The 14,611-nt window shown below is 54.4% G+C and carries 11 protein-coding genes; 1 reads left to right on the top strand and 10 read right to left on the bottom strand.

Annotated elements, in window-relative coordinates; all coding sequences use genetic code 11:
- Nucleotides 1-23: 23 nt before the first annotated feature.
- The 10 genes from ACE5KN_RS04695 to ACE5KN_RS04650 form a co-directional block, all read right to left on the bottom strand.
- Nucleotides 24-2,675, bottom strand: coding sequence for an Hsp70 family protein (locus tag ACE5KN_RS04695; protein WP_375523363.1), 2,652 nt, complete (start codon nt 2,673-2,675; stop codon nt 24-26).
- Between the two features lie 55 nt (nt 2,676-2,730).
- Nucleotides 2,731-3,420 (bottom strand): iron-dependent peroxidase, encoded by a 690-nt coding sequence (locus tag ACE5KN_RS04690; protein WP_375523364.1) that lies wholly within the window; start codon nt 3,418-3,420, stop codon nt 2,731-2,733.
- Nucleotides 3,417-4,715 carry a normocyte-binding protein gene (locus ACE5KN_RS04685; RefSeq protein ID WP_375523365.1) on the bottom strand — a complete coding sequence of 433 codons (1,299 nt, stop codon included), beginning with the start codon at nt 4,713-4,715 and terminating at the stop codon, nt 3,417-3,419. Before ACE5KN_RS04685 ends, ACE5KN_RS04690 begins: the two co-directional genes overlap by 4 nt.
- Before the next feature lie 17 nt (nt 4,716-4,732).
- Nucleotides 4,733-6,514, bottom strand: coding sequence for a serine/threonine protein phosphatase (locus ACE5KN_RS04680; RefSeq protein WP_375523366.1), 1,782 nt, complete (start codon nt 6,512-6,514; stop codon nt 4,733-4,735).
- Nucleotides 6,515-6,563: 49 nt separating this feature from the next.
- A complete protein-coding gene (locus ACE5KN_RS04675; RefSeq protein ID WP_375523454.1) occupies nt 6,564-7,430 on the bottom strand; it encodes a PP2C family protein-serine/threonine phosphatase in 867 nt (288 codons plus the stop codon).
- Nucleotides 7,431-7,460: 30 nt separating this feature from the next.
- Nucleotides 7,461-7,982: an FHA domain-containing protein gene (locus tag ACE5KN_RS04670; protein ID WP_375523367.1), complete on the bottom strand. Its 522-nt coding sequence runs from the start codon at nt 7,980-7,982 to the stop codon at nt 7,461-7,463.
- Nucleotides 7,983-8,020: 38 nt separating this feature from the next.
- On the bottom strand, nt 8,021-8,596 hold the full coding sequence (locus tag ACE5KN_RS04665; protein WP_375523368.1) for an FHA domain-containing protein: 576 nt from the start codon (nt 8,594-8,596) through the stop codon (nt 8,021-8,023).
- Nucleotides 8,597-8,636: 40 nt separating this feature from the next.
- Nucleotides 8,637-9,092 carry a DnaJ domain-containing protein gene (locus ACE5KN_RS04660; RefSeq protein ID WP_375523369.1) on the bottom strand — a complete coding sequence of 152 codons (456 nt, stop codon included), beginning with the start codon at nt 9,090-9,092 and terminating at the stop codon, nt 8,637-8,639.
- 125 nt (nt 9,093-9,217) lie between these two features.
- Nucleotides 9,218-9,643 (bottom strand): membrane-associated protease 1, encoded by a 426-nt coding sequence (locus ACE5KN_RS04655; protein WP_375523370.1) that lies wholly within the window; start codon nt 9,641-9,643, stop codon nt 9,218-9,220.
- 119 nt (nt 9,644-9,762) lie between these two features.
- On the bottom strand, nt 9,763-11,931 hold the full coding sequence (locus ACE5KN_RS04650) for a transcriptional regulator (RefSeq protein WP_375523371.1): 2,169 nt from the start codon (nt 11,929-11,931) through the stop codon (nt 9,763-9,765).
- A gap of 551 nt (nt 11,932-12,482) precedes the next feature.
- Between ACE5KN_RS04650 and ACE5KN_RS04645 the strand changes: the two genes are divergently transcribed.
- On the top strand, nt 12,483-14,597 hold the full coding sequence (locus ACE5KN_RS04645) for a VWA domain-containing protein (RefSeq protein WP_375523372.1): 2,115 nt from the start codon (nt 12,483-12,485) through the stop codon (nt 14,595-14,597).
- Nucleotides 14,598-14,611 lie beyond the last annotated feature (14 nt).

Raw genomic sequence — 14,611 nt, 5'->3', positions numbered from 1 at the left:
CCCAGCCTGCGAGCCTCCCCGTGCTATTTCGTCCCGTCAAAGAAATCAAGCTCGGACAGGTCGTTCTCAAAAGCAAAAAATCGCTTCTCGCCAAGCTGCAAAATCTCATCCTTCCGGGCTATTGGGACGACATGGAAGCCCCAGCGGCTGCCGCCTGTGAACACAAAGTAACGAGTCTCGCCGTTGCCGATGGAGTCGGTGTCATCCTGCGGAATTTCCTTGCTATACAATTCCGCAATATCTTCATACGTGACCGGCCGGAACTTGTCCGGACGGTTGTGGTACACATGACGGCGGAATGCCGATGCACCGCTTGCGGTGAGGAAAAACTCCACCTCGACCGCATGCGACGGTCGCGAGATATAACGGGCGGTCCGCAGCGGAGCCAGACTTTCGATCAGCTCTTTCTCCTGCCCGGTATGGGTATAGGCGCTGACCGTATATGGAATGGCCGGCACATCGCTGGTCAGGAGCGGTTCGATCCGCCCCATTTTCTTCGCATTCAGGTAGCGGATCGCTCCCCGCACGCATGCCAGCTTCAGTTCCGGCACCCGGTCCGTATCCTCAGCCTTCTGCCGAAACTCGATGCTCCGCCCCGGTACAAATTCCTTCAGGGCCTCGCGGAATACGTCGATCCGGCAGCTTTGGCCGGTCAGCTTGATGATCGAGTAGTCCTGCAGGCGGCCGTCCTGATAGATCTCCTCCAGAAATTTGCGTACAATGCCGTAGATATCCGCCTTGAGCAGTTGTTCCACCTCACGGATGTTGAAGGTTACATCGGGCAGTCTGTACTCTTCCCGGAAGCGACCGTTTTCCAGCACCGAGACCATCCAGCGGCTCATGACCGCAATATTGAGATCCGTATCGGCAGGTGGCATATGCTCCGCCTCGAAGCGACTGCGCAAAATTCCCGTCCGCCGGAAAAATTCCCGCTTCATATGCTCGGCCGCGTCCCACAGCAGATAAAAATTGCCAAGCACCCGTTCATATTCCTCGCGGTTCGCATGTTCATACCGCCTGTAGGCTGTGGGCAGGATCGCTTCAGCCTCACGGTAGCGCCGCTCCAGCTCGGCATAGAGCGCATTGACACCATGATCGTCCACATACCGGTAGATGTCGCCGGAGGACACGCCGATCAGGGCGTCGATCTCCGTGTCCGGCAACCGTGTTTCGGCGGCATAATAACCGGCGAATACGATTTTCATATACTGCATGATTCGGTAGGTCAGATTGTTGCCGCCGAAATTTGTATCCCCATTCTCATAGGTGGTATGAATGTCCAGCTTGTAAGCGATGCGGCCGTCCTCGATGCGGAAGCGGCAGGAGGACAGGTCCGTTGTGCCGCCGCCACAGTCAATGACAAGCGCCTGATATTCCCTGCCGTCGGCGAACGTTCTTCGTTCCATCTGGTCCGCCAGCGTGTTATACAGGACCGCCACTCCTTCGTCCAGGGCATCTGCCGCCTCAATTTGGTACTCCGGCAAAATCTCGCTGAACATTTCAATAAACTGCGCCTTCAGCTTGACCGGCGCGGACAGATGCAGATGGCGGAAGCGGCATTTAAACTGCTGCTCCGCCGTACCGACCACATAACGGATGAAGGAGGCCAGAATTTCACTGCGTGGAGCGCTGGCCGTGTTGCCTACAGGGTCCATCAATTCCTCCGTCCGCTTATAATCATTCACCCAGCGCTTGATGCCACGTATAATGGTCCCCCGCGTGCCCGCAGCCCGGCTGCCGCGCAGGGCGTCTTCCCCGAACGCATATACAATACGCTCCGGATTGGAGCAGTCCTCTACACTGACTGCAGTAGGCAGCACCTCAAGCCACTCTCCACCGGGCCCGTCAGCTCCCGGAAACGTTACATAGTTGATCTCGTTCAGCCGGATTCGGCCGGACGCTCCGCCGTCGGGTATCGACACATATTCGCTGTCCAGATAAGCTCCGGCCGACGTGTTGGAGGTGCCGAAATCAATCGCCAGCACGGCATCCGTCCGCTCGGGCGTGCGGATGGCCAGCTCCGCGACCGGAACCCGCACCGCATGCAGGCTGGCCGGGAGCAAAGGTCTGTCCCCGTAGTAGGCTTCATGCAGGTAATCCGAATCCTTGCGCCGGAAGAACAGCAGGCTGTAGTGCTGATTGGCGGTCCTGCGCAGCTCGGCCGAGCTGTCGCGGGAGAGGTAATAAAGGCCTCCATCCATCCCGTCCTTCACCAGATTGAGAACGCCGCACAGCTCGCCGAGCGCATTGACGATCAGCACATTCGTTTCATCCAGCCAGGGCAGCTCCGCCTCTACCTTGTATCCGTCCATGCGGCCGAGCCGGATATCCTCGTACAATACGATCTTGGCCGGCACCCTCATTCGTCCGGCATCCTTCCGGTCTGCCCCCAGATACTGGCGAAGCGCCCTTTCCAGACGCTCGAATCCGCCCGGGTGGGGTCTTGTGATCAGCCTGGTGCTGTCCGCTCCGCGAAAACGCAGGATAAGCTGAATAAGCTTGTCCCGGTCCAGCGGATTGGCCAGGCCTTCCACCAGCCGCTCTTTATTGCATATGCTGCGAAGCTGGAACGTCGTCATCTGCTCCAGCTCGGCTCTCGTATATTTCGCTGTAAACCGGACTCCATCGGACGCCATGGAGTGGTTGTACAGCCGATATGTATATGGTCCGCTCATCCTTCACTTGTCCTTTCTTTAAGCCCTTGGCCGCCTGCTCAAGCTCTCAGCTCGCTCAATACAAAGCGATTTCATCCATCCGCATGGTGCTGTCCGTGTCCATAATTCCAAAATGCCTGCTCCAGTAAATCTCGGTATGAAAACGGGCGGGAAGAAACAGGTCCATCACGAGCCCGACCCGGAGGCGGGAGGCTTCATTCTCTTCCCGTCCCACATAAATGAGCAGCTCATCCTTCTCCTCGCAGTTGGCATAAATAATGGAGCGGGGAAAAAGATGGCGCATCGTCTTTCTGAACAGATGCACCGCTTCCCCGGTTTCATACAGGCACAGCAGGTTTTCAGCTACTGCTTCCTGTTCCGCCTGCCCAAGCTCCGCAAAGCGCTCTCCGTTCCGTGCGCCAAAGGTCCCCGCGGCAACATCCCGCATCATAAACCGGATATAATACTCCCGCCGGTTCATCCCCTGATACAAATCGATCTCGGCCAGAAAATGAATCAAGAGATCAAACAGCGTTTCCCGCAGTTCGGCGTCCTCTTCCACGGCAGGTCCAAACAAATCGCGGAATATGGAATAGAAACGGTAATAGGGATTGATTTCAACCACCTGCTCCGGCGCAGAGGCATTCAGCTCGGACAGGCTCAGTTCCATATAAGGGGAATAAGCCGCAGCAGGCGCAAAACGAATATCTTTCGTGTTCAGCTCCATGCTGCGGGCGCGCATCAGCACATCCCAGATGTAGTTCATGCCCATACCCCCACACAGCGGTATTCGGGAAAATACATCTGCACTTCCGAGACGATAAAGCTCATCAGGTCGCCGCTGATAAAAGCAGGGAAGGCTTCGGCATGCTCCAGCCTGCGAAAGCCCAGCCGCATCACCAGCTTGCTTTCTTCGTTCCGCACATGGTCGCTGACAAACGAGTTCAGCGGATAAGTAACCGGATCTGCCCCGACAGCGGCGGGGTCGACAATATCGACCTTGTCCAACTCCAGCCCTTCCCCGGCGGTAAAGGAATGCACAATCCGGGCGATTTCCGCCTTGGCGCGAACTGCGATGCCCTGCTTGTAAGCGTAGCGTCCGGCGAAGCTGTCCTGACGGGTGTTGGATACAAGTCTGTACAGCTGCCTGCCGAGCCTGACCTCCACCGGCCGCGTCACCTTGAGCACCTCCCATTCGGCTGCCTTCGCACGCGGTGTCACCACGATCAGATCCTGCTCAGTCCGTTTGATGTACCGGATGTCCATTTCTTCCCCGGAACGGACGAGATAGCCGTGCTCTGCTCCGGTTTTACGCAGAGACAGCACATGCTCGAAGTTGACCCTGTCGATGGCAGGCACCGGAAAGCCGCTGTTCTTCAGTTCCAGCCGCTCCACATTCCAGAGCGGAATAAGGTCCTGTCTCCGGAACGTATCGTATTCCTCCAGCGACACCTTAATTTCCCGGATCTCTTCATGGGGATCCGGTTCCCCTTCCCCGCCTGTCAGGATCACGTCGACAAATTTCCGGATGTACGGATGGTTCACCGTTCGCCACGGAATGCCGTTTTCCAGAAAGACATGGTAGAGGCGCTCAATCTCCTGCACATAAGAGTTGTCTGCGCTCAGCTTGATATCGATCCGGTAGCTTCCCGCATCAGTCACGACCTGGCCGTGGAACACCCTGCCGCTGCGGACAAGCTTCAAAATCTCGGCGGTGTCCATCTCCATGAACAATCCGAACAGCTTGACTTCCCCGCCTTCACGGATCACCTGTGCCACACGGCTCATATCCAGCATGCTGCCCGCCACATCCGCCGGAAGCATCGGGTACAGAAACTCATGGATCGGATCGAAGTCTTCACGGATGCAGATCGAGCCGTAAATATCGTAACGCCGTCCGGGGTCCTCCAGCTCATCAAACACCCGCTGCTCCAGCTTGCGAATCATCTCCTCCTGATACTCCACCAGGTTGAGAAATACGCCGGTCATCAGGTTCTTTAACTGCTGCCGCTGCTCCAGATCTTTCATTTTCCCCAGCCGGTCCTGAACAAGCTCCTTCATCATAGGTCCCCCTTCCCTTATTTCTCGCTACCGGTGCCTGATGCAGCCTCCTCGTTCCCGTTGGCCTTCTCCTTGTCCTGAGAAGTCGCGGCATCTTTCCCCTCATCCTGCTTCTCCTTCACGGCTGCTGCTGCGGCTGCAGCGGCAGCCTGCTCCATGGCGGCCTGCTGTGCGGCAGCCTGTTCCGCCGCTGCCTGAGCTGCTGCAGCCTGCTCTGCGGCGGCTTGCTGCTCGGCAAGCGCAGCTTCCTCTTCCTGCTGCTTCGCCTTTTGCTCGTCTTCGATTTTGGCAATGGTACGCTCCATAGCCAGCACGCTTTCGAGTTTGCCGATTCCCTGGTAGATCTGCTGCGCACCCGCATAGGCGTCGATCGCACCGCTGTAATTTCCGGAGCTCAGCAGCCGCTCGCCGCGCGCTTCCAGCTTGCCTGCCCGGATCTCCTGCAGCTCCTGCTCGATGGCCGTTATTTTATCCTTGGTCTCCTGCAGCTTGGTGCCGATCTCCTCAACAGCGGATTCGTAGCCTGCCTGGATCGCCGCTTTATTCGCCTGCTCGTACAGCTTCAGCGCCTCCGTGTATTCCCCGGCCTGAAACTTCAAATTCGCCCCGTTCATTTGGCTGCGCACATCCGCATAAGCATCCAGATCCTTGATCTTCTTCTCAATGTCATCACTGCTGGAAGCAAGATACACATTGGCGGTTTTCAGCGCCTTTTGGTAGCTGATCTTCGCATTCTCAAAATCCCCTTGATCGGCGTACTCGTCACCGTCAACGATCGCCTGCGACAGATTCAGCTTATTCGTAAAAATCTTCTTGTTCACCAGATCTTTGATACGGTTGGCGGCATTTCTGGCTTCACTGTAGGAGCCAACCGCCTTCCCAAAGTTCCCCATTTCCGCGTAGTCATCTCCGCGGCTTCCGGACTCCACCATTTGCTCAAGCGACTCCGCCTTTTTCTCCGCCATTCTTGCCATAGCAATCCAGGTCCCGCCACCCGTGAGCAGCAGTACCAGCAGCACAATAAGAATCCGTTTGATCAGCTTGCGCCTGTTCTTCGGCTTCTCCTGGTAAATCTTGTTGACATACACCGCCGCCGCCGTATAATTCGGCACGATCCGGCGCTGACGGCTGAGAAGCACCTCCTCCAGCGTGTCGGCCAGATCTGCCGGACCTTTGGAGTCTTCAAGCGCGCCCAGCATTTCCGCGAGCTCGACATTCTCCCACATGCCGGGTGTAGCCATCAGCAGCACATCCCCGTCGGCCAGCTTCGTTTTTTTGGAGAAAAAGGCACGAACCCCACCGGGCTTGCCGAGGTACTCAAGCAAATTGTTCCGTTCCTCGTGTACATGGGCCTTATCCTCCGGAACGCGTCCGTCATCCACCAGCGATTGGGCCAGGCTGTGATCCCTGCTGCGGAAGTTCAGCCTTTTCCCGCGAAAGTGATACAGGCGGACATTGCCGGTGGAGGCATACACCATACGCGTATAGTCCGTGACAATCATCAGCAGGCTGGTCTTCAGCCGCACACGCCGGCTCTCGAACTGCAGCCATTCCTGGGCATCGCGCAGTCCGCGCTCCAGACGTCTTTTGGACATGGACGGCTTTTCCATGAAATTTTCCAGCACCGCCTTCACCGCCATCTCGGCGCTGTTCAGCTCCCGATCGGTATCCAGTCCGTCAGCAAGCACATAACAGGCCATGTCCTCGGTCTCCATATAAGCGAAATAATCCCGGTTGTCGATGAAAGAGCCTGCTTCTGTCACAAAAGCCGTCTCGAACTCGCTGTTTTCCTTACGCATGTGTACCCCCGTCTTTCCTTTTTACGCCTGAAGGCCTGCGCCTCCCTGATTATGTGTGTATTTTCTGCAAAATGACCACCGTCGCGTTATCCTGATTGCGCAGCCCTTTGGCCTCGATTTGCGCAATGATGTCATCGGCCATATCCTGGGGATGGTCATGCTTGCGCAAAATGTTCTCCATCTCAATCTCCGTCAATGTGTCATAAACACCATCGCTGCACAGCAGCACCAGATCGCCTGCCCGGAGAGGATAGGGATCGTCTCCGATCTCCATCTGCTCGAAGCCTTCATAGCCCAGGTAGTTGGTCAACTGATTGCGGACGGGACTGGACACGGCCTCCTGCCTTGTCATTACGCCTGCCAGCACCTTCTCCTCCAGCAGCCTCTCTGCGGTATGCTTGGAATTGACCGGTATAAATTCTCCATCGCGAAAAATAGTAATCAGGCTGTCGCCAACAGCCCCGTAGTACATACTTCCATCGGTAATCACAACTGCAGCAAGCGTCGTTCCCCCGCCCTGTCCGTTCAGATTCTGTAAAATTTCACGGTTGCTCTTTACTGCAGCCCCGGCAAGGTAATCCGCCACGTCGTCCTCCCGTCCAACATTGGAAAACTCCTGTGTGAACATCTTCACCGCCAGCGTGCTGGACATCCGTCCGTTGCGCAGACCGCTGATGCCATCGGCGACAACAGCCAGCGTTCCGGCTGAAGCCGTCATACTGGCGAAATAATCATCCTGCTCCTCGCGGGTCCCGATCGTCTGGCCGTTGCCGATCCGAACGGAAACGTACGCCGGACTTGACTGCTGAACGCCTGCCGGTTTCGCCAGCCTGAAGCGGATGACAAACAAAAGCGCAACCAGACAGGCTGCCGCGCTTACAACATAATAAAGCTGAACTCCACTTTCTTCCGGCACTCTTTTCACCCCAAAGCCAGCCTGAATCGGCTAGTTGTTGTTATCCCATTCAAAATGCGGCCCGCACAGCGGAATAAAAATAAACTTGCTTCGTCCGAGCTGGATCATATCATAGGCATTCAGCTCGACCGGCGAATACACAGCTTCATCGTTGTGGTACGCAAGGCCGGATGCGTCTCCCGGAAGCAGGAAGAAGTTGCGCTTCTTCGGGTCGTACACAATAACGGCATGATTTCTGCGGGACACCGTGTTATCTCCGATAATGCGGATCTGCATTTCCTCCGCCCGGCCGATAAAATTCTTTTCCGCCATGATGCGGTAATCCTGGCCAACCTGCGCCCCTTCAATGCAAACGAGCCAACCGGTGACCGGATGGATTCCTGTCGTTTCCCCCAGGTAAGGCATCGTTTTGTCGTCTTCCCCCTGCTGCTGCTGCACGTTTTGACGTCCGGCCGGAGCCTCGGAATGCACCGCCGAATTGCAGTATGGGCATGTGTAGCCATGCTTGCGTGTACTGAACATGTGGCCGTTCGGGCATCTTGTCAAACTCATCGTCTATTTCCTTCCCCCGTCTTCTTGAAATCAAATTGTTATTTCACCAGCAGTCTGGTGTTGGCGACATACAGCAAATCTCCCGCACCAAGCTTGTACAGCTCGCCGCTCTGCAGCCGCTCGACTGCACTTTTTCGTGCCGGACGCAGCCCCGTGCCGCTCGCCGAATCGATGTCCTCCACGAACCATTCATTGCCTACACGGTTCAGGACCGCGTGCTCGGCACTGATGAGTGATGCGTATTCGCTGTCCGAAAGATCGATCTCAGCTTCCTGCCGGGCATTGCTTTTCCCGATCAGCAGCGAGGTCTCCCCCCTGATGTACCACTCCTTCACCGGCTCGCCGTCATCGTCGAGCTGAACCAGCTTTACAATCTCTTTGGACTTCACGTCGCTCCTGGTACGCTGGCGTATTTTCAGCCATGCTGCAGGAGCGGGTCCGCCGCCTGCAATAGCCAGATAGATCAAAGCGCAGACTGCCACTCCTCCCGCCGTCGCTGCTTTCAAATACGCGGCTCCCGGCTGTGCCATCACATACAGGACGGTCAAGATGATGATGGTCCAGATGGCGGTATCCACGATAGGGAGCCAGATACCTTTGACCGGTTTTGTCAAACCAATCTCCCCTTTGCCGCTTGTTTATTTGTTTATTCGTTTATTTGCGGAAGCCGAAAAATCTGCCGAACATATCGTCCGCATCCAGAGGGCCTTCCTGCTTTTTGCCGTTATTCCCGTGCGTACCTTGTTTGGTTTTCGGATTAAAGCCGAAAAATTTCTCAAACTCCGCCGCCATGCTCGCCGCATCCGGCGGTGTATACGCTCCAGTCTTTGCCGTTCCCTGGCCGCTGCCGGCACTGCGCGGGTTCCCCCTCTCCTCAGTCCGGCCGCCGGAGCTGTCCTTCTGTCTGAGCCTGTCATCGTATGCCTGCCGCGAGGCTTCGCTGCGCAAAGTTTCATAAGCCTCATGAATCTGCTTGAACCTTTGCACGGCTTCCTCACTTCCCTGATTGGTATCAGGATGATGCTTTTTGGCGAGCTTGCGGTAAGCCTGTTTGATTTCCGCCGCCGAAGCGTCCCGGCTGACATCGAGCAGTTCGTAGTAATCGGCCATTGCCTCTTCTCTTCCTTTCCGTTGCATTTCGTGGGTGAACATAAATTTTAAGAGGCATATGAATGCCTCTTAAAATTCCCCGCCTTACAGGCGTGGTACGAAAACTGCGAAAACCGGAACCCGGATTATACCGCGTATCCGCCCTCGATCGTCGCCAGCTCGGTTTTATCCTTTTTCTGCTTGACGAAGAGGGTAAAAGTGCCTACGCCTTCGGTGTCGCCGAAGCTTTCGTTATAGTCGACTACAAAAGCGTTCGGGAAGTGGATTTTGCGTACGACCTGGTCAGCCGCGATCACTTCCAGAGTGAGCTTCCGGTAGCAGTCCGCCTTCTCGGCAGGAACGAGTGACCAGAGCGCCAGCTTCATGGTGTCGTCTGCGCTGTCTCCGTCGGTAGCTGTGATGATTTTGCCGCTGATGCGCAGTGTGGAGCCGACATCAGTGGAGCGGGCGTTGGAGTCGTCCGGAGTATCCGTGTCATAAACAACCTTTTGGATGTTGTCCAACCCGAGCTCAATCGTTTCTTGTCCTTCTACCAGCAATCTGAATCCCATTTGTGTTGCCTCCTTGAAATAAAATATATTGGCCTCCGGAGCGCTTGCGCTGCCCCGGAATTTATGTATAAAGGCGAATCTTGAGGATAGCGCCTTTAACACCTTATTGAAAAATTGCATCACGCTTTAACCGGGCTGGTGCCTTTCGTAATCATGACCTCGAGGTTCTTGACATTGCCGTTAAAGACCAGATCGATATGGCACATATTGCTCTTCTCGTCGATCACATAGCTCATGTCATCCCCGTCGTGAATGATCGAGTTGACGAAACCGCGGCTGCCAAGCCATCTGCTCTTCTGGCTGCTCGGATTGTTGCTGAAGAAGCGCACGATATTTTCGTGTTTGAAATCCCCCGTCTGATAGCGGAGAATACGCTCGATATAAGTGCTGACCAGCGTTTTATATATGGAATCAAACCCGTCCTCCGACAGTGCCATGCTTCTCGCCTTGTAAACTGTAATGCGGCGGATGTCCTTATCCTGCAGTTGGGCGTTTTCCGACGAGAAGATGAATCCGAAGTTTTTGCGGTTGATCGAATCCTTGATCTTGTTCGTAAAACCTGTAATTTCCTTGGCCATCGTGGTTACGGTGCGCAGGCTGTTGTCCCCTGCTTCGATATCGAAGCGGACGCCCGGATAATCCTTGTTGACGGTTTTGAACGCTTCGCGCAGATATTCCGGACATTGATAGGCAGCCACAAGCCCGGCGGCAACATAGGCGGCACCGACATATACGCCTTCGATCCAGAGCTTCAGGATATCTTCCTTCTCCTTCGACAACGCTGCCCCGTTCTCGGTTTTCAGCATTTTGCTGTCGATAATGACACCGGATTTTTCCTTCGGAATAATCGTGAAGTTCGGCACACACGGTATGGCAAACTCACTGTATTCCCTGCGTACCAGCGGCGCGCATTTGTCGATATACTTGTCAATTCCCGACGTGGCCATGCTGTTGAAGGTCGTGTCTTCGCTGGATTCGAAGTTGAAGAACACCTGGATTTTGTAATCCTTGACCACCTGCAGCAGCATGGAGAGCGACTCCATGGAGTAGCCTTCCTGCTTCACGACCTTCTCGTTGCCTTGGAAACGCTGGCGTGTCACCTTTACCTTGCCGGCCGTCTCCAGCTCGATTGAAGGCACGATGCCGAACCAGATCGTATCGCTGAAATCATTTTTCGAGTTAACGGTATTCAAGAAGGTTTCCAGGCGCGGGATATTGCTGCTCTTAACGAGCATATCCAGCTTGGCGTTGGCGACCAGCATCGTCGGCAGCATGCCTTTGTTTTTGGTGGCATACTGATCAAAGAACATTTTTACCCCGAGGATTTTCTCCACCAAAGGCTTGACCGTTTTGACAAAGTCATCCTTGGCGTTTTTGTAAAATTCCAGGTAGGTGTTATAGTTCTGGATTTCCTGCTCCACATTCACTTCTGTCTGCACGGCCGGCAGCGGCACAAAGGTGCGGACCACCAGATCCTTCACGTAGTTGGAAGGACTCTCGGTAATGGAGCTGTAGTCCTCCTCGAAAACCTCCGTCAGACCGTTCGAGCTGTTCTCATCCAGCAGCATCAGCTCCTGGCTGTCGCTCTTCGGAGCCTCGATAATTTTGAGTTCTCCGCTCTCCCCGATGGTCAGCATGCCGATCTGAACCGCTTCGCCGCCGTTCTCCTCCTGGGTTCCACCCAGCAGCAGGCGTGTCTTGATATCCTCGATAGCAAGCGGAAGCATAGCCATAACGTTGTTATAGTTCTGACTGGCCTCCTCGAACATCCCGTTAAGCTTGTCGCCCATATCCAGCTTTTTCGGATCACCGTCGTCCAGCTTCTCGTACTGGCCGTACAAGTAGTGAATCTCCTTCCGTACCTGGCGGATATCATCCATCACTTTTTTCGGGGAGATCATGTCGAGCAGATTCTCGAACTTGAAATCCACATTTGTGATGCCCTGGCTGCGCTTCGTGTCGATCAGGGTAAACAGCATTTTCAGGAAGTCATTATGCTGGTTCACCATGATCTCGGAGATCATATCATCCGGGATGCCCTCAGGTTTCTTGAGCGTGTACATCACCTTCTGATTGGCAGCATTGAAAAAGGAGTAGACCGTCGGCGAAAATTTGTCGAGGAACTCGTCAAAGCTGCGCACCAGCAGGTGCTCATTGATTTCCTTGATCTTCTCATCGCTCAGGCTGTCGATTCCTTTGACATCCCCTACGATAGTAATCAGGTCGAGCTTCTCGGGATTAATCTCTTCAAAAAGCATCGTACGGTTGGTTTGATTGATAATCTCCATTGCGGTCGGCAAGGGATAGGTCGTTATTTGTCGAAACTTTCAGAATTCCAGCCTATCCGTTTGCCTCCTCCTCCCTCTGATTTATATCGGATCGGCCGCAAGCTAGGGACCTCCGTCCCGTCACTTCATCCGTTTCCTCCTGGTGTATGTACGAATACCATGTTAACTGCAACAATCGCAGTTAATTCCAAAATCTGACGATATCTGAGAGGATCATACTTTAGCACCTCATTTTTTGTCAATTTGCTCGTATTTTCGCAACTCTTTCATATTGCTGGGTACAAATACTTATTTACAGAAGTTCATATGCACCTAAATGAATCATCAATATGAATAATTTTGATTCTTTGGTTCTATTTCTATTATTTGCTATTGATTTTCTTCTTTCTCTTGTCGATAGTTATTTATTAAGTGAATTTTAGGATATTTCTGGAGGATAAGGGCTCATTTAAGAATATGTCGAATATATCCCTTATTTCCTAGTTTCCTTGAAATACAAGCACTCTTTATCAGCCTGGATGGGTCAATCATTAAAATTTAGGGGGTAAATCATGAAACGCAGGACACACATCAAGACTATTTTTCTTAGGTCTTTTTTCCTGTTTTTCGCATTTTCGGCAACTTTTTTTTCGGGGGCTCCCGGACATGCGTCCGCAGCGGGCAGCGAGGCCGGATATGACGCCGTTTTCGTGGTGGATACGAGCTATTCCATGACTGAATCCGACCCGGAAGGCATCGCTGCCGAAGTGATCAATATGTTCATGGATATGAGCGAGGCCTCCCAGACCCGTGTCGGATTTGTAGCCTACAACCACAGGATTGTAGCCTCGCACCCGTTGACCTCCGTGTCGGTAGTCGCGCATAAAGCACAAATCCGGCAGGAAATTCAACGGCTCACTCCTTCTGGATATACGGATCTCGGTATGGGCTTGCGACATGGAGCCAAGCTCCTGTCCGATGGGACACAGAAAGGAAGGAAACCGTTCCTGATTCTTCTGTCTGACGGGGAAACTGACTTTGGCAGCTCCTCCGGTGCCCGGACCAAAGCAGACTCCACAAGGGATGTGTCAGCCGTCATCAAGGCGGCCCGGAAGGATGGATATCCGGTCTACACGATCGGGCTTAACCATGACGGAACCGTAAATCGTGAAGAGCTGGAACGGATTGCAGCCCAAACTGGAGGAAGCTCCTATATTACCAGCAGCGCGGATGACCTGCCGGAAATATTCAACCACATTTTCGCCGCCCAGATTCGCTCCAAGCTGGTGCCCTCGGCGGCCATTAGCGCCACCGGCGCTCTGCAGGAAGTAACTGTAACCATTCCGGATTCCAGTATGGAAGAGGCCAGCCTCATCCTGCTGTCCGAGCATAAGCTGAGAGAGACTCAGCTGTACTATAACTCGCAAAACATACGCAGGTATGAATCCGACAAATACACCATTCTCAAAATCGGACAGCCAGAAGCCGGCGAGGTCAAGCTGAAGCTGCGTGGCCAACCCGGGGATCTTATTAAAATCAATCTGCTGGGCAGCTACGGCTTTGAAATGCGTTCCTCCATGACTCCAGTCAAGGCGGAGGGTGCCGGGCCAAGCGGGCAGGAAGGAAACGGCAAAACATCCGAGGTGCTGAAGGGGCAAAAGAATCGGTTCGAGGCCTATCTCGAAGGCAAGAATGGCGGGGAAATCAAAGACACTGCATTGTACGGGCCGCTTAAAGCGGAATTGGTCGTAACGCCAGTGGACCCGGGCAAAGCGGAGCGTGTGCCCATGACTTATGCGGACGGCCTGTTCCGGACGGAATACCTATTTCCCGAGACCGGCAAATACACCTGGCAGATTCAACTGGATGGGCCGGAATTTTACCGCCACAGCATAGCACAGCCGGTAAATGCCATAAACGGGGCGCCTGCCCCTGCCGGGGACCTGAATGTATCCGCAGTGCCTGAGGCCGGGGAGATCAAGCTTGAACTGGGCAGCTACTTCACGGATCCAAACAACGATCGGCTGGTCTACACCCTGGCGGATAAAAATAAGAACTTCCCGCTTGGCGAGCCTCATATATCGGACGAGGGAGCACTGATCCTGTCCGCGCCAAGGGCGGGGAAGGCTGATCTGACGCTTACCGCCACCGACCCTGACGGGGCGACCGCCACCGCTACGCTTCATATTAGCGTGCGGTCCGGCTATACCGTCCTCCTGTGGGCGGTTGTTGTAATAGCTGCAGTTGGAGCGCTCGCTGCGGTTCTGTATTTGCTGCTTCGGCCAAAGCCGCAGTTCAGCGGAAGGCTGGAGGGCCTTTTTCTGGCCACAGCCAGCGGGGAGGATATACCTGTCAAATCATGGCCTCTTACTTCGTTTTCAGGGCGCAGAGTAACCCTTGCAGAGCTGTTTCATACCCTTCCTGTGTACGAGCCGCTTCCTGAAGCGGAACGAATCGTGTTCAGCGCAGGCAAGCAGGGCAGACTCTTGGTCAAGCATGATACCCGCTGCGCCGTGCAGCATGGCAAGCAGCCCGTCCCTCCGGGCAAAAAAACAGCGCTCGGGTATAACGAGAAGCTGTATATCACCTTTGAGGATGGCGTAACCGAAATCGAGCTGCGCTACAAGGCGATCAAGCCAAATACCAATATCTACACCGATCATCTGACGGTTAAAATCACCTCCTGAGCGGTGAGCCAGAT

The sequence above is a fragment of the Paenibacillus terreus genome (genome assembly GCF_042138595.1).
GTDB lineage: Bacteria > Bacillota > Bacilli > Paenibacillales > Paenibacillaceae > Paenibacillus > Paenibacillus terreus.
The sequence above is the reverse complement of the archived record's forward strand: the minus strand, read 5'-3'. Positions and strand labels throughout refer to the sequence as shown.